Source organism: Epilithonimonas caeni DSM 17710, assembly GCF_000426465.1.
In the GTDB taxonomy this organism is placed as follows: domain Bacteria; phylum Bacteroidota; class Bacteroidia; order Flavobacteriales; family Weeksellaceae; genus Epilithonimonas; species Epilithonimonas caeni.
The window spans coordinates 396,589-421,138 of record NZ_AUFK01000013.1; the positions used below are offsets into that span (position 1 = coordinate 396,589).

The 24,550-nt window shown below is 36.7% G+C and carries 21 protein-coding genes; 12 read left to right on the top strand and 9 right to left on the bottom strand.

What is annotated here, in order from left to right:
• Nucleotide 1: 1 nt before the first annotated feature.
• The 4 genes from K319_RS0107375 (at nt 2) to K319_RS0107390 (ending at nt 6,492) form a co-directional block, all read left to right on the top strand.
• A complete protein-coding gene (locus K319_RS0107375) occupies nt 2-2,359 on the top strand; it encodes a penicillin-binding protein 1A (protein WP_027383077.1) in 2,358 nt (785 codons plus the stop codon).
• Nucleotides 2,360-2,400: 41 nt separating this feature from the next.
• Entirely contained in the window at nt 2,401-3,936 is a 1,536-nt protein-coding gene (locus tag K319_RS0107380; protein WP_027383078.1) for a protein adenylyltransferase SelO, read from the top strand.
• 83 nt (nt 3,937-4,019) lie between these two features.
• Nucleotides 4,020-5,144, top strand: a complete 1,125-nt coding sequence (locus tag K319_RS0107385) for a serine hydrolase domain-containing protein (RefSeq protein WP_027383079.1) — start codon at nt 4,020-4,022, stop codon at nt 5,142-5,144.
• Nucleotides 5,145-5,211: 67 nt separating this feature from the next.
• Nucleotides 5,212-6,492 carry a DUF6080 domain-containing protein gene (locus K319_RS0107390; RefSeq protein ID WP_027383080.1) on the top strand — a complete coding sequence of 427 codons (1,281 nt, stop codon included), beginning with the start codon at nt 5,212-5,214 and terminating at the stop codon, nt 6,490-6,492.
• A 43-nt stretch (nt 6,493-6,535) separates the two neighbouring features.
• On the opposite strand, the gene K319_RS0107395 is transcribed toward K319_RS0107390, so the two are convergent.
• The gene (locus tag K319_RS0107395) at nt 6,536-7,045 is read right to left on the bottom strand and encodes an SPOR domain-containing protein (protein WP_027383081.1); all 510 of its coding nucleotides are present in this window, start codon (nt 7,043-7,045) and stop codon (nt 6,536-6,538) included.
• A 187-nt stretch (nt 7,046-7,232) separates the two neighbouring features.
• On the opposite strand from K319_RS0107395, the gene K319_RS0107400 reads away from it, so the two are divergent.
• The 8 genes from K319_RS0107400 to K319_RS0107440 all read left to right on the top strand — a co-directional run bounded on the left by K319_RS0107400 (nt 7,233) and on the right by K319_RS0107440 (nt 16,774).
• Complete coding sequence (locus K319_RS0107400; RefSeq protein WP_027383082.1) at nt 7,233-8,603, top strand: c-type cytochrome; 1,371 nt, start codon at nt 7,233-7,235, stop codon at nt 8,601-8,603.
• A gap of 21 nt (nt 8,604-8,624) precedes the next feature.
• Nucleotides 8,625-11,684 (top strand): TAT-variant-translocated molybdopterin oxidoreductase, encoded by a 3,060-nt coding sequence (locus K319_RS0107405; RefSeq protein ID WP_027383083.1) that lies wholly within the window; start codon nt 8,625-8,627, stop codon nt 11,682-11,684.
• A gap of 18 nt (nt 11,685-11,702) precedes the next feature.
• On the top strand, nt 11,703-13,100 hold the full coding sequence (nrfD, locus tag K319_RS0107410; RefSeq protein ID WP_027383084.1) for an NrfD/PsrC family molybdoenzyme membrane anchor subunit: 1,398 nt from the start codon (nt 11,703-11,705) through the stop codon (nt 13,098-13,100).
• Complete coding sequence (locus K319_RS0107415) at nt 13,087-13,608, top strand: DUF3341 domain-containing protein (RefSeq protein ID WP_027383085.1); 522 nt, start codon at nt 13,087-13,089, stop codon at nt 13,606-13,608. The genes nrfD and K319_RS0107415 overlap by 14 nt, the downstream gene beginning before the upstream one ends.
• Nucleotides 13,601-14,326 (top strand): c-type cytochrome, encoded by a 726-nt coding sequence (locus K319_RS19975; RefSeq protein WP_051230511.1) that lies wholly within the window; start codon nt 13,601-13,603, stop codon nt 14,324-14,326. The genes K319_RS0107415 and K319_RS19975 overlap by 8 nt, the downstream gene beginning before the upstream one ends.
• Nucleotides 14,327-14,338: 12 nt before the next feature.
• The gene (locus K319_RS0107425; protein WP_027383086.1) at nt 14,339-15,673 is read left to right on the top strand and encodes a hypothetical protein; all 1,335 of its coding nucleotides are present in this window, start codon (nt 14,339-14,341) and stop codon (nt 15,671-15,673) included.
• A 77-nt stretch (nt 15,674-15,750) separates the two neighbouring features.
• Nucleotides 15,751-16,446 (top strand): 3'-5' exonuclease, encoded by a 696-nt coding sequence (locus K319_RS0107435; RefSeq protein WP_027383087.1) that lies wholly within the window; start codon nt 15,751-15,753, stop codon nt 16,444-16,446.
• A gap of 1 nt (nt 16,447) precedes the next feature.
• Nucleotides 16,448-16,774 carry an SUF system Fe-S cluster assembly protein gene (locus tag K319_RS0107440; protein WP_027383088.1) on the top strand — a complete coding sequence of 109 codons (327 nt, stop codon included), beginning with the start codon at nt 16,448-16,450 and terminating at the stop codon, nt 16,772-16,774.
• A 33-nt stretch (nt 16,775-16,807) separates the two neighbouring features.
• Here the strand turns inward: K319_RS0107440 and K319_RS0107445 are convergent, their stop codons facing one another.
• The 8 genes from K319_RS0107445 to K319_RS0107485 all read right to left on the bottom strand — a co-directional run bounded on the left by K319_RS0107445 (nt 16,808) and on the right by K319_RS0107485 (nt 24,387).
• Complete coding sequence (locus K319_RS0107445; RefSeq protein WP_027383089.1) at nt 16,808-17,212, bottom strand: OsmC family protein; 405 nt, start codon at nt 17,210-17,212, stop codon at nt 16,808-16,810.
• Nucleotides 17,213-17,331: 119 nt separating this feature from the next.
• On the bottom strand, nt 17,332-18,180 hold the full coding sequence (locus K319_RS0107450; protein ID WP_027383090.1) for a beta/alpha barrel domain-containing protein: 849 nt from the start codon (nt 18,178-18,180) through the stop codon (nt 17,332-17,334).
• Between the two features lie 537 nt (nt 18,181-18,717).
• Complete coding sequence (locus K319_RS0107455; RefSeq protein WP_027383091.1) at nt 18,718-19,449, bottom strand: hypothetical protein; 732 nt, start codon at nt 19,447-19,449, stop codon at nt 18,718-18,720.
• Between the two features lie 157 nt (nt 19,450-19,606).
• Nucleotides 19,607-20,407, bottom strand: a complete 801-nt coding sequence (locus K319_RS0107465; RefSeq protein WP_156907069.1) for a hypothetical protein — start codon at nt 20,405-20,407, stop codon at nt 19,607-19,609.
• A 74-nt stretch (nt 20,408-20,481) separates the two neighbouring features.
• Nucleotides 20,482-21,213, bottom strand: a complete 732-nt coding sequence (locus K319_RS0107470; RefSeq protein WP_027383093.1) for a hypothetical protein — start codon at nt 21,211-21,213, stop codon at nt 20,482-20,484.
• 3 nt (nt 21,214-21,216) lie between these two features.
• Nucleotides 21,217-21,522: an AHH domain-containing protein gene (locus tag K319_RS0107475; protein WP_027383094.1), complete on the bottom strand. Its 306-nt coding sequence runs from the start codon at nt 21,520-21,522 to the stop codon at nt 21,217-21,219.
• Complete coding sequence (locus tag K319_RS0107480; RefSeq protein WP_027383095.1) at nt 21,509-22,234, bottom strand: imm11 family protein; 726 nt, start codon at nt 22,232-22,234, stop codon at nt 21,509-21,511. Before K319_RS0107480 ends, K319_RS0107475 begins: the two co-directional genes overlap by 14 nt.
• Entirely contained in the window at nt 22,234-24,387 is a 2,154-nt protein-coding gene (locus K319_RS0107485; RefSeq protein ID WP_027383096.1) for an AHH domain-containing protein, read from the bottom strand. The genes K319_RS0107480 and K319_RS0107485 overlap by 1 nt, the downstream gene beginning before the upstream one ends.
• Nucleotides 24,388-24,550: the final 163 nt, after the last annotated feature.

Sequence of the window (24,550 nt, forward strand, 5' to 3'; positions counted from 1 at the left end):
AATGGAAAATAAGAAAACTGAACATAAAACCTTTCCTTTACCAGACAAGAAAAAATCCAGGTCCGGCATCAAAAAATGGATCAAGATTGTGTGGATTGGATTCTTTGCTGTTGTATTAGGGATATCTGCCTTGTTTTTTGCTGTCTCTCAGGGATTTGTAGGAGATATGCCGGATGTGAAGGAATTGGAAAATCCTGATATATATGTAGCTTCTGAGATCTATTCTTCTGACAATGTGCTATTAGGGAAATTTGAAAAAGAAAAGACAAAACCAGTTACTTACAAGCAGCTTCCGCCCTATTTGGTATATGCGCTTCAAGCAAAGGAAGATGAACGATTCAAAGAGCATTCGGGCATCGATCTAAAATCTATTCTTAGAGCCATCAGATATGGTGGAGAAAGAGGTGGCGGATCAACCATTACACAGCAGCTGGCTAAACTTTTGTTTACAGGAAATGCTTCTCAAAACAAAATAGAAAGAGCTTTCCAAAAGCTAAAAGAATGGTGCGTTGCAGTAAGTCTTGAAAAGCGTTATACGAAGGAAGAGATTGTCGCTTTATACTTCAACAAAATGGATTTCCTTTTCAATGCTAAAGGGATTGAAATGGCTTCCCGGGTTTACTTTAACAAATCTACAAGCCAGTTGACATTGCCTGAAGCGGCGACTTTTGTTGCGATGCTGGAGGCTCCTAGGAGAAATAATCCTTACAGAAATCCAGAAAGGGCAAAAGACAGAAGAGATGTGGTTCTGAAACAGATGTTGGAAACTGGTTACATTGATAATGCTACTTATGAAAAAGCGAAGGCAACACCAATCGTTGTAGATTTCCACGAGATCAAAACTGTGGAAGAAGGTTTCTCTTCTTATTACAAATTCTATCTGAGAAAAGAAATCCAGCAATATCTGGATTCATACGAAAAGGAAACAGGGAAGGAGCTCAATCTTTATAAAAATGGTCTTAAGATCTATGTGACTTTGGACTCTAGAATGCAGAGATATGCAGAGGAAGCTATCAAAGAGCATTTGACCGATCTCCAGAGAAACTTTGATGGTGAGATGAGACGTAATCCGAATCGTCCTTATTACAATCTTTCAAAAACCCAGATCAACGATCTGATGATGGCAGCTGTAAAAAGAACAGGCCGTTACAAACAGCTGAAAGCCGAAGGGATGCCGGAGGATTCTATCATGATGGAGTTCCACGAGCCTGTTAAAATGACAAGGTTCACTTGGCAGGGAGAAGAGGAGGTTGAGATGTCTCCTTGGGATTCTATCCGTTACCATAAGCAGATCGCACAAGCTGGTCTGATGTCTATGGAGCCGGCAACAGGAGATATCAAGGCCTGGGTAGGAGGTATCAATTGGCAGCATTTCCAATATGACCACGTAAAGCAGGGTAAAAGACAAGTTGGTTCAACTTTCAAACCATTTGTATATGCAACGGCCATTATGCATCTTGGGATGACACCTTGTTCAACCGTTTCAAATGCTTCTTATTCCAAAGGAAATTGGCATGTGAAAGGCGGTGGCGGAAGTGTAACGATCAAAGAAGGTATTGCAAAATCCTTGAACCCTGTTGCGATCCGATTAGCTGAAATGGCAGGAACTGAAAATGTCATTCAATTAGCAAGAGATCTGGGGGTTACAGACCCGATTGACAAACATTTGCCAATGGCTTTGGGTACATCTGATATTACGATCTATGAGATGCTGGGAGCTTACAGCACATTTGCGAACTTCGGAAATTACACCAAACCGGAAATGATCTGGAGGATTGAAGATGCGAACGGACGCGTGATCAAAGAAGTGAAACCTGTTGTAAAGGAAGTAATGAACGAGATGTACGCTTACACAATGATTGATCTGATGAAAGGCGTGGCCGAATTCGGGACAGCTTCTGGAGAATTAAGGAGACGAGGAATTCCGGTAAGTGTAGAAATTGCAGGTAAAACGGGAACAACACAGAAAAACTCAGATGGTTGGTTTATGGGAATTGTGCCAAAATTGGCAACTGGCGTTTGGGTTGGTTGGGAAGACAGAGCAACACATTTCTGGAGCACAGGTGAAGGGCAAGGTGCCAAAATGGGATTGCCGATCTGGGCAATTTATATGAAAAAAGTTTTTGCTGACAAAGCTTTGAATATTCTCCCGGAAGATAAATTCATTAAACCGGCTAACTGGACAGGAAGTTGCTCAGACCTTAATAATCTAAGGAATGGATATGGAGACGATGGCGGATTGCAATCCATTGAAGAACTCAAGAATCCAACACAGATCGTTCCGGACAAACCAGTGAAAAAAGAAGAAAATTCTAATGAAGCTATTAATTCCTCGGATGATATAGACTTTAACAAATAAATTTAATCCCGTCCGCATCAAGCGAGACGGGTTTTTTGATAATGAATTTAAAAAGTATTACTAATAATTTCACCAAGCTATTTCCGGGAGATTTTTCTGGGAATCTAATGCAGAGACAAACACCAGATGTTTTGTTCAGTACAATTGAGCCTGCAGATTTTGATAGAACAGAGTTAATTTATTTTAATGAAGAATTATCAATCGAAATTGGTTTGGGTAAATTAGACAATGATGAAAACTTTCTTGTCGCTCAAAATCTTCCTAATAATGTTAAAACTTACGCAACGGCGTACGCAGGCCATCAATTTGGCAATTGGGCTGGACAATTGGGTGACGGACGAGCCATCTATGCAGGAGAAATTTTCCGGGAAGATCATCAAACTGAAATCCAGTGGAAAGGCGCCGGAGCAACACCATATTCCAGACATGCAGATGGAAGGGCGGTTTTGCGTTCCTCGATTCGGGAGTATCTGATGAGCGAGGCGATGTTTCATCTTGGCGTTCCTACAACCAGAGCCTTGAGCCTTTCGAAAACCGGGGAAGATGTAATTCGTGATATTCAATATTCTGGGAATCCGCAAAAAGAACAAGGCGCTGTTGTCGTAAGAACGGCTGAATCATTTCTTCGTTTCGGACATTTTGAATTGTTGTCTGCAAGAAAGCAAACGGATTTGTTAAAACAATTGTCGGATTACACCATTGAAAAATTTTATCCAGAAATCAATTCGGAGAATAATCCGAATCAATATATCGATTGGTTCCAGGCGATCTGTAACAGAACGTTGAAAATGATAATCGATTGGTATCGTATCGGTTTTGTCCACGGCGTGATGAATACCGATAATATGTCGATTCTTGGACTCACGATTGATTATGGACCCTATTCTATGATGGATGGTTACGATTTGGAATTTACACCCAATACAACTGATCTACCTGGAAAACGTTATGCTTTCGGAAAGCAAGGTCAGATCTCGCATTGGAATTTGGCTGCTTTGGCCAATGCCATTTTCCCTTTGATCAATAATTCCGAAATTCTTGAAAAAATCCTGGATGATTACGGAAAACGCTTCTGGACAGAGCACGACAAAATGTTGGCAGATAAATTCGGTTTTGATGAGGTTTTGCCGGAAGATGAAAGGTTCTTTACGGAATGGCAGCAACTGATGCAGGATTTGAATCTGGATCATACCTTATTTTTTCAAAATCTTGAAAAGCCTGCTTCAGAAATTAAAATTGATGATTTCTCCAATTCTTTTTATCGAGATCTGAATGAAAATGAATTAAAGCGACTTTCTAATTTTATCGAGAAATACCAGGAAAGAAAACTTAAAAATAAAATCTCAGAGACAGCAGCTTTGGAATTGATGTCCAAAACAAATCCAAAATTTATTCTACGAAATTATCTGTTATTCGAAGCTATTCAAGAAGCTGAGAAGGGAAATTACGAACTATTTTTCAAACTGAAAGAAGCTTTGCAAGACCCTTATGAAAATCGTTTCCCGGAGTTCAATCAGAAACGTCCGTCGAAATATGATAATCAGACTGGTTGCAGTCAATTGTCTTGCAGTTCTTAAAGATTTTGGAGAAAAATATAAAATGGTAAATTTCGATGATAGGATAAAAAAAGTTTATATAGAATTATAAATAACACAGTGATATGAATTTTAAAAGAAGGAAGATAATTTTTATACTGTTATTTATTACATCATTATCTGTTTTTGCACAAAAAACAAACATAGATAATTTCATATTAACCAAAATGGAACAACTCCATATTCCTGGTTTTGAAGCTGTCGCAATAAAAGACGGAAAAGTTATTTGGACAGGTTATTATGGATACCAGAATTTGGAAAAGAAAATACCTGTTACCGATCAAACCATCTTTGAAGCGGCATCCACCTCGAAAACAATTACTGCGGCTGCAGTTATGCAGCTTTATTCCGAAAATAAATTAAAACTGGATGATGATATCAATAAGTATTTGGATTTCAAGATTTTCAATCCCGATTTTCCCGAATATCCTATCACCATTGCCCAATTATTACGCCATCGGTCTTCCATAGATGATAATGTGGATTATCTCGGTCAGTTTTGGGAAACTAACACTGGAGACCCTAATATTCCTTTGAAGGTATTCATAAAAGACTATTTTTCAACAAAAGGAAAAAACTATAATAAGGAGAAAAACTTTTATAACTATACGCCTGGCAGCAAATCGAATTATTCCAATATGGGGATCGCATTATTAGGATATTTGGTGGAGCGGATAACAGGGCAGAATTTTGAAAAATATTGCAGGGAAAGTATTTTCAGACCATTGGATATGGACAATTCCGGCTGGTTTTTAAAAGAGATTGATTCTTCTAAACTGGCAATGCCTTATAGCTATTCTGATTCATTAAAACATAACCAGCCATTGGGATTTGGTGGTTTTCCCGATTATCCTGCCGGAAGCCTGCATACCAATGTCGAGCAATTTTCTCATTTTCTTTTGGCTTGGACACAGCAAGGCCAATGGAATGGTAAAAGTATTTTTGATGAAAAAGCGATTCACACCCTTACTCCGGATGAGTTCGGTCTGGGATTCTACACCTGGTCGCAATATGCTACCAACAAAGGAGAATTGTTGTATATGCATACAGGGAAGGCAATTGGTGTCTCTTCTTTTATTTCTTTTGATCCGGTCAGAAAGAAAGGTTTGATATTCATTTGCAATGGGGATATCAACGAGGGTAAAGACTGGCGTGAGATTATTGATAATCTTTATAATAATGTCTTTTAAAGAACTTTAAATATTTCTTAATTTTGTTCGCTCGTGAAAAAAGAATTAAAAGGCACTCTTTAATAAAGTGAAAAAACTACTGAACAAAATTTTATCCACTCTGAAAATCATTTTTCCTGCAAACAAAACAGAATTACTGATTTTCTTATTTTTTGTGATTCTTTATGGCGCAAACGCTTGGTTTATTGCAGACAATTTCAGCATTATTTATGATGACAGAATCCCGTGGGATGGTTATTTCAGTTTTGATAACAGAGCAATAGTTCAGACTGGTGGCGGTTTTGAGAGACATCCTTTGTCCAATTATTTCTTTGAACAGATCAGAGATTTCGCATTATGGATCTCGGGAAATCGATATGATTCTATCTTCAGATTGGTTTTGGCTTTGTTTTCAACGGTCGTTATTTCCTTGGCGAATGTTCAGATTTTCAAATACCTGAATAACATTATCCGGCTTCCACTGAAAATCAGTCTGTTGATTTTGGGTTTCTATGGGTTGTTTGTGACGAATATTTTGTTGAGTTTCACGCCGGAAACTTATACTTATACATTGTTGTTTCTTTCAATATTCAATTATTATTCAGCAAAGAAAATTCAGGAAGAAAAACCGATTTCATTTGGTGCAACAATTTTCGGTTCGATCTTCATCGGTGGTTTGACGATTACAAATATTGTCAAAGTTTACATCCCGTTTTTATTTGAAAAGAAAATTTTCTGGAACTGGAAAAAAATAGGAATAGCTATTGCGAAAATTACAACTTCGGTTGTTGTTTTTGTTTTCCTATTTTTATTAAGACTGAATTTTAATTTCCAGAACTTCCTTAACAAAACCGAAGAACAATACGATAAGTTTTCCAAGCCAAAAGCAACTCCGCTTTGGGATATGATTTATTCTTGGTTCTTTGGCGGAAATATTCTGTTCTCCAATTACGAGATTAGGGATTATCATAACAAGGATAAAACTTTTTATTATAAAGCATTGTTTATGGATGTTTACACATCGTTTGTTCCTTATATTTTTATCGGAATTGTTTTGTTATTAATGATTTGGAGCGTTTTTAAAAATTATAAAAACAAACTGGTATGGATTCTTGTGATCACGTTTTTAGTTGACATTCTGATTCATTGCGTTCTGAAATTCGGGCTTCATACCTCCTATATTTACGGAGGACATTTTGTTTTTGTTTATCCGCTTTTGTTAGGCTGGTTATTTTTCAGCTATCGAAATAAGAGGACTCCACTCAGTTTGTTCTACGGATTACTTTTGATAATGACAGTCTATCTTGGAGTCAGCAATTATTATCGATTGACCGAGTTCTATCAATTTTTAGAAACCTATTACAGATAAAAAAACCTTCGGAATTCCGAAGGTTTTTTATGGATTTTCCTTATTATTTGGCTTCAACACAGAAGACGGCATAAGGAATAACTGTCGCCGAAGGATAAACTTTTTTGACGTTTCTCAAATCATCAGAAGCGCTTTGTTTTGAAAAATAGCTTCCGGCAAGTATTTTATAATTTGGTCTCAAGGAAGCATCGGTCTCAACCTTAAGGCTTCTGAAATTGTTTCTGAACTCAGTTGCTATTTTTCGGGCCTCCTCATTACTTTTTACGACAACTACCTGGATCTTGAAACCCATGATCTTTGGATTCTTTCTACATATCTCGGCGTTCGTCAACTCCCTGTTTGCAACCAAAACCTTTGTTGGTGTCTTTGTTGGAGCACCAGAATTTCTGTTACAGTTGTCTTCAATTTTTTCCAAAGCATCATTCACACGCTCGTCCAATGCAAAAGAAAGCTCAGTTCCCGACAAAGTGTCTTTTTTTACAATGTATTGAGCATCAATTTGGTAAAAACAGAATAATGTTGAGATTATGAAAAGCTTAAGCAGATTGTTCATTATAAATATATTTTCAGCAAATTTAAAATAAATTGAATGAAACGCAAACTCTGTTATTTAGAACGTTTACAAATTAATTATAATTGAAAAAAAGCATACGATAAGGGCTTCTTAATTTTTGTTAAAGTGTTATTTTTGCCGGATTGAATGTAAACTGAATAAAATTTACTAACCCAAGATTATATAAATGATTAGTTGGAGAAAGCATTACAAAAAGGGTCTGATAGCAATTAGTCTATTGTTGTCAACCGGCGCTTCCGTTTATGCACAAGGCGATCCGAAAAAAGGACAGGAGCTGTTTAAGGCGAACTGTACAGCTTGTCACGCATTGGATAAAAAAGTTGTAGGACCTGCGCTTGGCGGTGTTGTTGAGAAAGTTAAAAAGGATGGTCAAGATGTTGACTGGCTTCACAAATGGATCAGCAACAACGAGAAACTGAGAGCGTCTGGCGATGCATACGCAAACAAGATCTACGAAGAAAATGGAAAGGTTGCGATGCAGGTATTCGAAGGAAAACTTTCTGATCAGGATATCGATGATATCTTGGAGTACACAACTAATCCGCCAAAAGAGGAGCCTGCAGCCGAAGCAGCAACAGAGGGTGCTGATGTAAATAGTACTGCTGCAATTGAAGCTCAAAAAGCACAACAGCTGAATTCCAAAATTGTAGTTGCAGCTCTAATTGCGATTGCTGGCTTGTTGTTATGGTTATTGCTTAAAATTCGTCAATTAGTTAAACTACAGCAGACCCCGGAATTATCAGAACTTAATTCAACCAGACTTACTTCTTTCTCGGAATTGTATGAAAAATACAGTTATGTAGGAAAAGGACTTGTGGCCCTATTAGCTGTATTCGCATTGTATGGCGTATGGAACTGGCTGATGTGGATAGGGGTTTACAAAGGATACGCTCCGGAACAGCCGATCTATTTCTCTCACAAGATCCACGCTGGTGAAAACAAGATCGACTGTCAGCTTTGTCACTCAGGCGCTAAGTATGGCAAGGTTTCCGAGATTCCTTCTCTTAACGTTTGTATGAACTGTCACCGTTCTATTTCCGAATACAAAGGGAAATATATCGAGCCAGGAAAAGATAGAGATTTTTACACAGGAGAAATCAAGAAGATCTATGCTCACGTAGGCTGGGATGAAGATAAGCAAGCTTATACTGGGAAAACTGAGCCTGTTGAGTGGACAAGGATTCACAATATGCCTGATTTCGTATATTTCAATCACTCTCAACACGTTGTTGCTGGTGAGCAGGCGATCATCAATAGTTTCAATGCTAAACAGAAAGATGCGGCTAACAAGATCGATGTTGTTTGTAAAGCTTGTCACGGTAAAATTGATACAATGAACGTAGTTCAGATGGCTAACAACTTCACAATGGGATGGTGTATAGATTGTCACAGAACTACGGAAGTAGATATGAACAACGGTTATAATAAAGAATACTTCAAAAATCTGCATGATAAGTTGAAAAAACAATATGGTGAAGGAAGCAAGATCACTGTAGATGCAATTGGAGGTCTTGAGTGTGGTAAATGTCATTATTAATAACAAAAATTAGAAGTATAAATGGCTTCAAATAAAATACAATTTAGAAGTATTCACGAACTAAAAGATCCGACTTTGAATGGAAGGTTGGCCGCTAAAGAGTTCCAGAATGAAATTCCGGTTGAAGAGTTCTTAGATGATTCTAATAATTCAGGGACTTCTCGTAGAGATTTTCTTAAGATATTAGGTTTTTCTACAGCTGCTGTTACATTGGCGGCATGTGAAGCTCCGGTTCTTAAAACGATTCCTTATGTTGTAAAACCTCACGATATCATTCCTGGGATCCCGAATTTTTACGCATCTTCATATTTTGACGGTTTCGATTTCTCAAGTGTTTTGGTGAAAACAAGAGAAGGTCGTCCTATCAGAATTGACCCTAATCCGGCGGCTGGTTCATTAGGTACAACTAATGCCAGAGCGCAGGCGAGTGTTCTTTCTCTTTATGATAATGATAAAGTTAAAAAACCAGCATTGAATGGGCAGGAGCAGGATGACTTCAATAAAGTTGATGATTTTATACTGAAAGGGTTGACGGAATCTCAGGCTAGCGGTAAAAAGATCGTTGTATTATCTCACTCTTTCCCAAGCCCGACTTTCAAAAAGTTATTTGCTGATTTCAAAACAAAATATCCTTCAGCTGAATTGATCACTTATGATGCCTACCCTTATGCTGCGGCTTTGGATGCGGCACAGGAAGTTTTCGGACAAAGAGCTCTGCCTGTTTATGATTTGAGTTCAAGTCAGTTGGTGGTTTCTTTCAATGCGGATTTCTTAGGAGACTATAACGGAGGAAGTCTGGAAGTTTCTTACGCTGCAGCTAGAAAACCTGGGGAAACTATGTTGAGACATATTCAGGTTGAATCTAATATGAGCTTGACAGGTGCAAACTCTGATACAAGATATAAATTGAAACCAAGTGCTGTTTTCAAAACACTGATCGAGGTTTATAACGGCCTTAATGGTGGAACTTCTGATAAAACGGCTTCTGCAATTGTTAAAGAACTTCAGGCTAAAGGAGACAAAGCTGTTGTTTTTGCAGATGGTTCAAAAGCAGCTTATGTTTTAGCACATTTGATCAATCAAAAATTAGCTTCTAAAGCTTTCACCGGTAAAGCTAATTTCCTTAAAGAATACGATAACGCAAGATTCAACGAGTTTATTTCTTGGTTAAATGGAGGACAAGTTGGTGTTTTGATCACCAATAATGTGAACCCGGTTTATTCTCACGCAAAAGGACAAACTTTATTTGAAGCTTTCAAAAAAGTTCCTTATTCTGTAGCGATCGTAGATAAGAAGAACGATATGTACAAAGCTTCTAAAGCGGTGATTCCTTATACACACTGGTTAGAATCTTGGGGAGATATCACTCCGGAAACAGGTGCATACTCTTTGATGCAGCCTACAATCCAGAAGATATATACTTCTAGACAAGTCGAAGAATCTTTATTGGTTTGGATCAACGGTAAGAATAGTCCAGCTAATAATTATTATAATTACCTAAAAGCAAACGCTTTACTTCTTAACGGAGGTCTTTCTTTCAACAAAAACCTTTACAATGGTTTCACGAACGGAGGTCTTTCAATGGGATTGAGTTATTCTGGAGGAAACGCAGCTCAGGCTGTTTCAGAATTATCAGCATTCAAAAATGTTGAATTCGAATTACAACTTTACACCAAGCCAGGTATCGGTGACGGAACACAGTCTAACAACCCTTGGTTGATGGAGCTTCCGGACCCGATCTCCAGATTGTCTTGGGATAACTACTTGACAATTTCGCCAAAAGATGCTAAAACTCTTGATATTGAGAATAGTCTTAATGCAAGAATGCAGTTGGATGGAGATACTGTTAAATTAACAGTAAACGGTGTTACTCTTGAAAACGTTCCAGTATTTATCCAGCCTGGTCAAGCAGAAGGTTCATTAGGATTGGCGTTAGGTTATGGTAAAAAAGATTCTGGAAAAGTTGCTGAAACAGGAATCAATGCATATCCATTATTCGACGGTTACAATACGGTTATTTCTAATGTTAAAATTGAAAAAACTGGTGAAACGCACGAGTTTGCAGGAATGCAGCTTCAAAATACATTGATGGGTCGTTATGAGATTGCTAAAGAAGTTTCTTTGGAGGATTTCATTAATAAGCCTGTTGATGACTGGAACGCACCTTTAAAAATGCATACGATTGGAGGTGAGCTTCCAATTGGAAAAGTTGACCTTTGGGATGCTTATGATGATACAGATGGTCCTCACTTCAACTTATCAGTTGACCTTAACTCTTGTACTGGTTGTGGGGCTTGCGTCATCGCTTGTCAGGCAGAAAACAACGTTCCTGTTGTTGGAAAAGAAGAGATCAGAATGTCTAGGGATATGTACTGGTTGAGAATCGACCGTTACTATTCGACTGAACAAAAAGTTGAAGTTTATGAAGGTCTTAAAGAAGGGATGGCAGTTCCTGAACTTTATGGTAGTAACCTTCTAGGAATTGAAGGAGCATTGGAAAATGCTGCTGATAATCCGGATGTGATCTTCCAGCCGGTAATGTGCCAGCACTGTAACCATGCGCCTTGTGAAACAGTTTGCCCGGTTGCTGCAACATCTCACGGTAAGCAGGGACAAAACCAAATGGCTTATAACAGATGTATCGGTACCAGATATTGTGCAAACAACTGTCCTTATAAAGTAAGAAGATTCAACTGGTTCAACTATGCGTTGAATGATAAGTTCGATTTCAATATGAACAATGATTTGGGAAGAATGGTTCTTAACCCGGATGTTGTAACAAGAACAAGAGGGGTAATGGAGAAATGTTCTCTTTGTATCCAGGAAACTCAGTTAACGATTCTGAATGCTAAGAAAGATGGCAGAAGAGTGACTGATGCAGAGTTCCAGGCATCTTGTGCTTGTGCTGCAGCTTGTTCTACAGGAGCTATGAAATTCGGTGATATGAATGACGTAGATTCTGAAGTTAGAAGCTTGTTCAACGGAAATAGAAAATATACTTTGCTTGAAGAGATTGGTACAAAACCAAACGTATTCTATCACGCAAAAATCAGAAACAGAAAAGAAGAGAAAAACGTTTAAATAATAAATAGGTAAAAAATGTCAGGACATTACGAAGCTCCGATAAGGGAACCTTTAATTATTGGTCATAAGACTTATCACGATATTACAGAAGATATCGCAAGACCTATCGAAGAACGTGCAGGTAAATTATGGTGGGCATCTTTGTATGCAGCTTTAATTCTGTTCGTTTATGGATTTGGCTGTATCGCTTACACAATCGGAACCGGTATAGGTGCGTGGGGACTTAACAGAACTATCAACTGGGGTTGGGATATTACCAATTTCGTATGGTGGGTAGGTATCGGTCACGCAGGAACATTGATTTCCGCTGTACTATTATTATTTAGACAAAGATGGAGAATGTCTGTTAACCGTTCTGCGGAAGCGATGACTATCTTCGCAGTTTGTCAGGCGGCTATCTTCCCGGTGATTCACATGGGTAGAGTTTGGGTTGGATATTGGGTGTTCCCATTGCCAAACCAGTTTGGTACACTATGGACCAACTTCAACTCGCCGTTACTTTGGGACGTATTTGCAATCTCAACTTATTTTTCTGTATCGGTTGTATTCTGGTTTATGGGATTGATTCCTGACTTTGCAATGATCAGAGATAGGGCAAAGACACCATTTAATAAAAAGATCTATACACTTCTTGCATTCGGATGGGGTGGAAAAGCAAAACACTGGCAGAGATTCGAAGAGCTATCTTTGGTTCTTGCAGGTTTGGCAACACCACTTGTATTCTCAGTGCACACCACGGTATCATTTGACTTTGCTACGTCAGTAATCAAAGGATGGCACTCAACAATCTATCCTCCTTACTTCGTGGCTGGTGCGATTTTCTCTGGATTTGCAATGGTACAGACACTTTTGTTGGTAGCAAGAAAAGTTTGTCATTTAGAAGACTACATCACAATGTACCACATCGAGATTATGAACATCGTAATCGTTGTAACAGGTGGTATGGTAACGGTAGCTTACGCAACTGAATATTTCATCGGATGGTATTCCGGTTCAAGATTCGAAGATTTTACTTATCTTTCTCCAGGAGCTGCTGTTGGACCTTATTGGTGGGCATTCTGGGCATTGATTATCTGTAACTTGGTTGTACCTGCAGCGTTCTGGTTCAAAAAAGTTAGAACTAATATCTTCTGGACATTCATTATTGCATTGATCATCAACATCGGTATGTGGTTTGAGCGTTTTGATATTATCGTTATCAATTTGTCAAGAGATTATTTACCATCATCTTGGACAATGTTTAAACCTACAATTATTGATGTTGGGGTATATCTTGGAACAATCGGTTTCTTCTCAGTATTATTCCTTTTGTATGCGAGAACATTCCCTGTAATTGCACAGGCCGAATTGAAGAGTATTTTGAAAATTTCCGGTGAAACTTATAAAGCAAAAGAAGGAGATGAGCACCACTAAGATTATATATGGACTTTACGGCGACGACGATGATCTAATGCACGGCGTTAAAGCCTTCAATGATAAAGGGATCAAGATAAACGAAGTTTATACTCCATTCCCGGTTCACGGACTAGACAAAGCTCTTGGATTGAAGAAAACCAGAATTTCTGACGCTGCATTTATCTATGCGTGCTACGGAGTTACAATCGGGATTACTTTGACAGCTTATATTATGAACCACGACTGGCCACAGAATATTGGAGGTAAGCCTTCTTTTGACTGGTTGCATAATATGCCGGCTTTCTTGGATCCAATGTTCGAATTGATGGTTTTCTGTTCCGCTCACCTGATGTCTCTTACTTTCCTTGTAAGAAACAAAATGTATCCAGGTGCAAAGCCTCAGAATCCAGATCCAAGAACTACAGATGACAAATTTATGATGGAGTTTGTGTCTGATGATGTTGAAACTATTAAACAACTGTTGATCGATACAGGTGTTGAAGAAATAACAGTTAAAGATGCTTAAGATGAAGAATAGTATTTTAAAATTTACAGCAATCTTTGGTTTAACTACTGTTTTACTGAATTCTTGCGGTGGACCAAAAGATAATCCGCCATTGGTATATTTTCCAGATATGTATTTCCCTGTAGCTTATGATCCATTGATGAAAGCTAAAGATGCATATTCTGACCATGAGAACGAAATTCCTGCTTTTGTAGCTCATAATGGAGCAACTGGACTTTCTCCTGTAGAAGGAACTGTACCTCAAAACAAAGACGGAATCGTAAGCGAAGAAACGTTGCCTAAAAATGTCGATGAATACAATGCTGGATATGATGCTTCAAAATTGATAAAGGAATCACCTCTGAATCCTAAAAACCTTGAAAAAGATTTGGAAAGAGGGAAGGTATTGTTCGATCATACTTGTTCTGCTTGTCACGGTACAGGAGGTGATGGACAAGGACCAATTGTAAAAAGTGGTGCTTATTCTGGTGTTCCTAATTATGCAGATAGAGATATCACAATCGGTTCAATCCATTATGTTTTGACCAACGGTAGAAACGCAATGGGGTCATACGCAGGACAATTGAATGTGGGAGATAGATGGAGAGTGGCTTTATATGTCTACAATACTTTTAAAGCACCAACTGCTACAGCAGCTCCGGCCGATGCCGCTCCAGCTACGACAGAGAAAACTACTACTGCTCCTGCAGCAGCTGAAGCTAAAACCAATGCTAAATAAAAAAAGAAGAAAATGTATAGTTTTTCACCTAAATTAAGATTATATTCAATTATACTCATTGTTGTAGGAGTTGCTTTATTCGGTATTGGTTATGCACTTAACCATGGATTGGATGACACTGCAATCTCTCATTGGATGGAGTCAGTTCACTCAAAAGGACACGAAGCACCTTCACATTCAAGCGAATTAGTTGGTCCTCAAGATCACGATTCACACTTGGAGCATGCTAAGCATCAGATTCATAATCAGCCGTTGGCAGCAATTCATACTTTTGCAGTATTTGCTTTTGGAATCAGCTGTTGTGCATTATTCTTTTACAGTATTCAGCACGCAGCACATGCAGGCTGGTCAATTATTGTAACAAGAGTAATGGAAGCGATTGCTTCTTTCATCCCTTACGGAGGAGCACTTTTAGTAATCATTATGTTACTGAATATTACTCATCTAGGTCACCTTTTCCATTGGATGGACGAAAGTCTTACCACGCCTGGGGATCCTAATTTTGATGTTATATTATTTGAAAAGAAAAAGTTCCTTAATATTCCTTTTTACGCAGTTAGAACTTTCATTTACGTAATTGGAGCATCTTTCTTTGTTTGGAAATTGAAGAGCACTTCTAAAAAAGTTGATGAGAACAAAGGAGATAGAAAGATCTACGCAAGCTTATATAGCTGGAGTGTTGGTTATATCGTATTCTTTGGGTTTGCTTCTGCGGCCTGGGCCTGGGATTGGTTGATGTCCATTGACCCACACTGGTATTCCACACTTTACATCTGGTATTCTATGGTTAGTTGTCTATCAACTTCCGTTGCTGTAATGATCATCATCAGTGTATATCTTAAGAAAAAAGGAGTTTATCCTCAATTCAATAATAACCATCTTCACGATCTGGGTAAATTCTTATTTGCTACAAGTATGTTGTGGTCTTACCTTTGGTTCTGTCAGTTTATGCTTTACTGGTATGCTAACGTTCCGGAAGAGGTTAACTACTTCTTTGGTAGATTCGAATATTATGCACCGACCTTCTTGCCAATGCTGATTATCAATTTCCTTGCACCGCTATTGGTTTTAGTAAGTAGCAGCATCAAGAGAAATTATAAAGTGGTAACATTTATGGCAGTTGTTGTAATCATCGGTCATGCTATAGATTACTTCAATATGGTAATGCCGGGAACAGTTGGTCCTTATTGGAACAATGCTTCAAATGCACTATTGGTTTTAGGTTCATTTGTTTTTGTGATCGGGTTATTCACATTCGTTGTGATGACTGCTCTATCAAAACTGAAATTGATGCCAACTGGAAACCCATTCTTCCACGAATCAGAGATTTACGAATATCCTTTCTAATTAATTTTAGAATTGAAAATATAAAACCCAGCAGAGATGTTGGGTTTTTTCATTAATTTTAAAGAAACAAAAAACAAATGATTCATAAAATTCCAATCGAAAATATACTTTTCCTCGACATTGAAACAGTTCCCCAAATTGATTCTTGGAACAATCTCGATTCTACAACTCAATATCTTTGGGATAAGAAAACAAAACTTCAAAGAAAAGATGATGTAGAAGCTTCAGAGTTTTATGAACAAAGAGCAGGAATTATGGCAGAATTTGGGATGATTATCTGTATTTCTATTGGAATGGTTGATAACAATTCCGGAAGGCTTAAGATCAAAACCTTTTCAGGAGAAGAGAAGGACTTGTTGATCTCATTCTGCGAATTATTCAATAGTCCTCGATTAAATAATGTTATACTTTGTGCGCACAATGGAAAAGAATTCGATTTTCCGTATATCGCAAGGCGGCTTTTAATTCACGGAATTCAACCGCCAATGCCTTTCCAGATGTTTGGAAAAAAACCTTGGGAGATTCCTCATATCGATACGATGGAACTTTGGAAATTCGGAGATTGGAAAAGTTATGTTTCGCTGGAATTATTGGCCCATATCTTCGGGATTCCCACTCCAAAAGATGATATCGACGGAAGTATGGTGGCCGATATATACTACAAGGACGGCGATATAGACAGAATCATTCATTATTGTGAAAAAGATGTCTTAACTTTGACAAATGTTTTCAGACGCATGCGTCAGGAAGATTTACTAAAAAGATTAGATTAAAATGAAATATACAGACGACCAGATAGCTGATATTGGTGAAGAAATAATTAAGGAACTTAAAACGGTTTTTGACCCTGAAATTCCGGTTGATATTTATGAATTGGGATTGGTTTATGACGTACAGATTTCTGATGAAGGTGAAGTCCTTGTGATCATGACTTTAACTTCTCCGAATTGTCCGGTTGCAGAAACCCTTCCGGTAGAAGTAGAGGATAAAGTAAGAGGAGTAGAAGGTGTGAAATCCGCAAAAATAGAACTTACTTTTGAACCGACCTGGACCAAAGAAATGATGAGTGAGGAAGCCAAGTTTGAACTGGGCATGTTATAAAAAATAAATCCTGCTAAAAGCAGGATTTTCTATTTAATTTTGATATTCAAATAGGAATATCTTCTTGATGTCCGGATGTAAGCTAAGATATACAGGACTTGTTTTAGCCGAATTTTCAATAAACTCTTTCTCTTCTGTAGAATAAGAGTGAGGGAATTTGAAAACGCAGAAAATCTCACCAATTCTTCTTGGTTCAAAATACATTGTTTTTTTCAATTCGCAAGTCGCACCTGTGATGTCGATATTTCTATCTTTACCCAAAACAACAAGTGAAGCGAATACGCTCTCAGCCAATGCTGTTGCAAAAATATCTGTCGGTGAAAAATGCTCGCGTACAGTAAAATCATTGGAAGGAACATACGTTGAGAAAACTTCACCGGAGGCTTCGTGCACAGATTCAATTTTAGATTCTCCTAAGTAAGTTGTTTTTGAAGTCATAACCGATAGTTTTTTTAATTGTTTTTTCTGTAATAAAATTACATCATTTTTTTGAAATCCCGAATTTTGAATGTGAATAATTATTAAAATATGATATAATTTATATGTACTCAGAGAATTTAAAAATGGAAAATATCTTTCGCCATATTGTATGCACTCTCAAAATGGAGTAGATTCTGATGAATATCCAGTTTCTCTGATTGCATAAAAGTGAAAACCTTTTCCGTCGGCATATTTCCAACCAGATCATCTTTAGCCATTGGACAGCCTCCGATTCCTTTTATAGCACTATCAAATCTTCTGCAACCTTCGTCATAGGCAGCTTTCAGTTTGATGTAAGAATCCTCGTATCGGTTATGAAAATGCGCTCCGAAATTGATGTCCGGATATTTCACAGGAATTTTGTTAAACAAAAGCGATATTTTTTCCACATCACCAACGCCGGTCGTGTCAGAGAGAAGAACATTTTTAATTCCGATTTCTTCAAAACGCTTCGCCCAAAAGTCCACATCTTCCCATTTCCAGCTTTCGCCATAAGGATTTCCGAAAGCCATCGAGAAATAGAGATTCAGTTGTCTGCCTTCGGATTTTGTTAACTCTAATATGTTCACAACTTCTGTAAATGCTTCTTCTCTGCTTTTGTTGGTGTTCCTGTGTTGGAAAGTTTCGGAGATAGAAAAGGGAAATCCCAGAATATCGACTTGCTCGTGACTCAAAGCTTTTTCTGCGCCTTTCAGATTGGCCACGATTACAGAAAGTTTGGTATTGGAAAGCGATTTGTCGATTTCATCCAACACAATTCCCGAGTCGGCCATCTGGGGCATCGTTCTGGGATTCACGAAGCTTCCGCAATCCAGAACATCAAATCCGACTTCCATCAGTCGGTTGATGTAATCTATTTTCGTTTGCGTGGGAATCATTTCTCCCCAGCCTTGCATCGCGTCACGCGGGCATTCGGTTAAGAACATTGGTGTAGGTTTTATTTTGGAATTTGATGTTCTAAATATAAAACTTTATGGAGATATGACAAATGTTTGTTTGAGAAGTGTTTCTGTGGATGGTATTATACTAAAAGCAGATGTTATAATTCTTTCAAAGTAAGGTATAATTCTTTTTGCGGAAGCAATTATTGTAAAAGTGGGTGGTTTATTTCTTGTAGCGATTTCCATAAATCTAAGGGCGGATTATAAGTTTCTTACTGACTATGAAATAAGTCTTTCTGCGGATTAGATACTTTTGAATGAGTAAATAGCATTTCTTTTGGAAGTGTAGGAAATTCTTTTTTGGATTTTGCTCGCAGATTTGATGAAAAGTGACAGACACTTCGACAGGCTCAGTGTGACAATTTTAATAGAAAGGCTTCCACCCCGCTCAGCCTGACAGTGGTAATTTGTTCTGATTTGTGAATTTAATGAAAGAAATATAAACACTTCGACAGTCTGGGTGTGACAATTCTTAAATCTATTTGAACTTGCTGAAGTGTCTGTATAAAATCTAAAATCGTCTTAGAGCTTTGGTTTTTTGAATTCTATTCCTTTGACCTGTGCGAATTGTGGGCTGGAGGCACCAAAGACAGATTTGATATATTTCTTGACCTCGGTGGCGGTTTCTACAAGGCTGTCGTCTTTGGTGTAGAGTGTTTCGTTTCTGGCAATCCTGGAATTGCTGACTCCTGCGTAGGCGTTTGCTACTGCGGTGTTTTTTTCTGAAAGGTCTGTGATTTTTGTATCAATGGAGGCGATCTGCAAGTCTTTTTCATTTGGGGAGTAGCTTGATTCTGCTTCCAAAACGGATCTAAGTCCTGCAAAGTGTTGTATGAGCTGGTCATAGGATTGCTGACTTGTGGAGATCGTGTTGGGAGCGGGTGCATCGAGGTTGGTCTGCGGTTGAGTGGAGGATGCTTTTTTGCCCTGGATCTTTCTGTTGTAGGTTTTGGCGTCTTCTATGGTCTGAGATGTAGCGTCTGTGGATTGCAATGCGTTCACGAGCCTGGTGGATAGTGGACGAAGACCGCTGAAGGCATCGAGGCGCTCGTTGACCTTGTTGTTATACAGTGTGTTTTTCGTAAGCACCTCTGCAAGACTGCTTTCTGCAGTGGCTTTGAGTGCTATGAGCTGTGGAAGCTGAAGGCTTTTCTTAGAAGGATTGTAGATGTCTCCGTAGGCCGTTACGAACTCGATAAGATGCTGGAAGTTGGCCACGTTTTTTGCGTGACCTGTTTCGCTGGTTGATTTCATTTGTTTGTGTTTTTAATAATTAACGAATTAAAATTAGGAAAATATTTTCAGTAGTTTGTTTTTTTTTGTTGATAAAATTTAAAAAGGGCATCCAGTTTTTGGATGACCTTTTGTGGTTTGTTAAGTATTGGATTGCGAATCTGTGCTGTCGGGTAATTCATTTGTATTTTATCTGATATTTCGTTCTTTCAGATAAATTTTCGTTATAGAATATTTCTTCTGTAATTATATTTCCTTTTTTATCATATGTATACTTGTTGCATGTAATATCCTTTTGTTTTCCTGAGGAGTAATGTTTTGTACATTCAATTTGTCCATATTTATTATAGGACAGTAAAGAAAAACGTGAGTTGTTTTTTCTAGCTTCGTTGTAAATAAATTCACTTTTATATATATTCCCTTTTTTGTCATAATATTTTCTCATAGTCACATCACTACTTCGCTTATCGTTTTCATAACTTACAATATCAATGGTTCTATTTTTATAATCAATATTGATTTTTTCGCTCTGAGTTCTTTTTGGCTCTATAAAATCATTCTTAATTTCTATGATGCTATTCTTCCGATTGTAAAAAAGAAATGTTTCAAAACCCAATTCTCCATTGTTAATATATTTTCTTTTGATAAGTTTTTTACTGTTGTCATAATAAAATTCAGTTTTAAAAATTCCATAATTCTTTTTTGTTGTTCTTTTTACTAGTCGATTTTTAACATATTCATAGCTAACAGTATCTACGCTATGATTGATTGAATTAAGGATTGCTTTAATTGGTTTTTTATTCTTATTAAAATAATAAGTAATAATACTATCGTTTGAATACGTTTCTGTTTCTACTTTGACTTCGCTCACTCTCCCTTTCATTTTTGGATAATAGTTTTCAAAATTTTCATCATTATCAATCTTATATGTACTGCATGAAAGCATACAAGTAACACATAGTAAATAAAATAATTTCATTACTTGCTCCTTTTATAGATACTCAACATAATAAGCATTAAAATACTAAAAATTAAGATTTGAATCATCGGTGCCTATATTTTCCCATATACTTTTTCTCTTTCAGAATGTAGCCATTCATTTAATGATAAATGGCTTGGTTGAAACTCTATCCCTGTGCATCCTGCTGATTCAATTTCGGTTTTTAGTTTTTCAGATACAAGATATAACCCACTAAAAACATAACGTAACATAACGAAATCTGGAGTAATATTTTCTTTTAAGATTAGTTTCTCTATAGTGATTAATTCTGTTTTCTCTTGAGCAACTTTAATGTATTTTTCAAACTCTTTTAAATTTTCAACACTTAAAAAAACCATTTTAGTTTCATAGGTAGTTTCGAAATCATCTGTATGTTTTTCATATTTTATTAAGGAATTTTGAAAATCAATAAATTCTTGATTAAAACCATATCCATTAAAAATCCAATAATCCAAATACTCTATACCCTCTTTTATTATAGGACAACTAATAAATTCTCCTTTACTTTTATCAATATATTTTTCGATAATATTTTTTAATTTACCCGATAATAATAAATTTAAATTAAATCCAACATGCCAAATTTCAATCAAATCAGTTAAATTAGATTTTTTATCTAATATTGGGGTTGCTAGAATTACGTCATCCGGAAATTTTTTGAAATGAATATTACCCATAAAATTAGGAGTGTCCCAAATATGACAATAATACCTAACATCTTTTATTTGTGGATACTGGCCCTTTATACGATTATCTAGTGTGTTTTTTAGAAAAAAACATTTCATTTTTTAAAAGGTTAAATCATTAATTTTGATATTAGGATTGTTTTGAATTGCTGTTTTAGCCTTCTGAATTATAGACATAACATAACTGTATGCTTGATCTGGTGATGCATTAGGATTAGCATTATTCCAATTAGTAAGGTAATTTTTTATTATATTATTATAATTTCCGTGACTTCCACTATGAACGGCTGTACTCAAAGGAATCCCATTCAGTGCCTCGTTAATCATAAAGGCATTTTTAGATAACATTGCTTTTTGTATAAAACAATTGAGCGAAAATTTTCGCTCAATTGTTTTACGCTTTTCCATATACTCTCTCTCTTTCACCTCCGGGAGCAGTCCATTCACTATAACTTAATTCACTTGGTTGAAACTCTATCCCAGTACAGCCTGCTTCTTCTATTTCTTGCTTTAGTTTTTCAGAAACAAGATATTTTATACCTCCATCAATATAATTTAGCACAAAAAAATCCTCTTTAAAATCTGAATTCATATAAATTTTAGAAAAAAATATCTTTCCTTCCAACTCATTTTTTCCTATGTAAGTAACTAAGTCATTAAAACTATCAAAATATATGTTTTCCAAATAAGTTCCTCCTTCTTCTTTTCTTTTCCTTATTAATAAAGTTGATTTTTTTATATCTATAAATTTAGAATATGATTTAACGGAATTTACTATCCAATACTCATTTATAAAACTATCTTTATAGATAATTGGGGAATTAAAAAATTGTACTTGACCACGACCAGTTTTTGTTTCTAAAATTTCCTTAAGTTTATTGCTTAAAAGTAATTTTCTAGTAAAGCCCATTCCAACAACAGATATTAAATCTGTCAGCTTTGATTTCTTATGAAGTATTGCATTGGAAACTATAGGATCAAAATCAATCTTCACAAGTTCATGATGCTCTATAAACCTAGGTTCATCCCAAATATGACAATTATTTTTAGCCTGTATTGATTGAGGAAAATACCCTACTATTTTTAAATTCAAACTATTATTAATTATGTAGTATCTCATCAGAAATTAATTTGATTAATGTGAGTGTTGGGATTATTTTTAATTACCGTCCTAATATCTGAAATTATATCTATAATTTCATTATAAACCTGATCGGGTGAATAATGTGAAGGGATAGCATTTAACCTTCTTAAAACTAAATCTGTATAATGTTGGTGACTTCCACTATGAACGGCTGTACTCAAAGGAATCCCATTCAGTGCCTCGTTTATCATAAATGCATTTTTAGAAAGCATTGCTTTTTGTATCACGGGATTGGTCTGCAATGCAAAAGGTATTATGTGGTGTGCAATCCTTACATCTCCTTTTACCATTCCTAAAACCTTTCTAAACAGTTGTTGATTCCTAGATACTACATAAAACCCGTCAGCATTTTTTGCAATGGCTAATGCAATACCACCTGCAACTGTTTTTATAGCAAATTTTGCTCCTGTTGCTCCCCAACCGGCAATCGGTATAGCACCTGCGTAACTTAAGCCGGCATTCAAAGCATCACCTTCAATGGTATAAATTGCACCATTTGTTATATCACAAACTTCCCCAATGACAGGAACGGTACCCGCAATATCCAGAAGTAAATGTAATGTTTCTCTGCCAGCATACCAAAACGCTTTTCCTTTGCTCCAACTTGGATAAAGTTTTCTTAGTAATTTATAATTTGCAGCAATTAGCTTTACTTTTTCTTTAGTCCATTGTTGAAGAAACAAGCCTGCACAACAATTATTATTAAGCACATACTCGATTTGTGTTTCTGTCATATTGTCTATATCGGCGTATGCCCCAAAGGCTGCGAAAGCTTCGTTGGTCTCTTTTACATATTCTTCTTCATATGGAGAGTTAGCAATAGAGAGGTTTATCTGGATAATATCATTGAACTCTTTGAGTGATAGTTTTTTGATATTTTGTGTATAGATTGGGGAGTAACCAGTTGTGAAAATATTATTTATCTGAGCAAGTGTTACATTATGATTTATAAAGTAGCTTTTGAAACTTTGCCAATCCATGTAGGGATATATGTCAAAAAGCGGAATGAAAAATGTTTCCAGCTTATTTTTCAAGATATTCAAATCGGGCTGAGGGTCTGCAATGGCATACTCAGTAAGCATATCATTTATAAATTGAGACTTATGCAATGTATTGTTTACAAGACAATTCTTAATGGTATTGGTAATTACAGAATTATTTTGCAGCAGATCCAGCTGCTCTTTTTTCAGAACAATATTATAGTCCGTCAATGACTTAAACACCAATCGGACATATGCATTGTAAACATAGATATCTACATCGGGATTCATAAGATACCAAGGAACATTGTTGGGGTTGGTACCTGATCCTCCACCAGGGTTTCCTCCTGTATCACCGGTATTTCCCGTACCGGTAGTAGTGCCAGTACTAGGAGCCCCTAGGGTATAACAAGAAACAGAGACACAATCACGACATTCGTCGCACGGTCCTATACATCCTGCACAATGCCAAGAATATATACATACCTGCTGCATCCTGCCAGAAACAGTTGTAGACTCTATATCTCTTACAGAGAAGGATTTGTAATCGTTTTCTTCTCTAAGAGGTATAGCCTCAAATAGTTCCTGAGGGATTGAAGAATATCGTCGTTCGCCAAAAATCTCATGATCGAAATATATAAAGGTCATCAATACCTTCTCTCTGATACTTTTGTCAATATTCTCATTATTTGCAAATTCTTCCAGCTGTTCATTCGTAACAGTATAAATATTGGGGTTGTCAGAATCTGAGTTTTCTACATACATGACTGATGAAAGAAAATTATCCTCTTGCCGCAATGGGATGATCAGTGTTTCCGTTGTGTCCTCGTTTCCTTTATTGGCTGTTCCATGGTTGTGACCCGAATGTAGGTCTGTGTCAACCATATAACTCCAAACTGGTAAACCTGTTTTATCTGATAATGCTGATAGGAAATCAGTTTTACTGTTTATAGCTTTTAGTTTCCGGATAGAATTGGAAACCAGTGTTGCGTTTCCTTTTTTGTCAATAGTTCCAGTGTTTTTAAAGAATTCTTCTGCACGATTAATTTGTTGCTGATTGGCGACATAATCAACTTCTTCGCGACAAGCAAAAGTGAATAAAAAGATTGAAAAGACAAGTGTTTTCCACAGTTTTAGTTTTTTTCTCATTGTGTAATTGTTTTTAGAGTTAAAAATATTAAATATAATTGATGTTTTTAAATTATATTTTTAACAAAACTAAATATAATGGATCAATATTCATATAGAACAAAATCAACAAATAATGTTGGGTTTTTACCACAAAAGCATAAATTTGTGAAAAAATACAGCT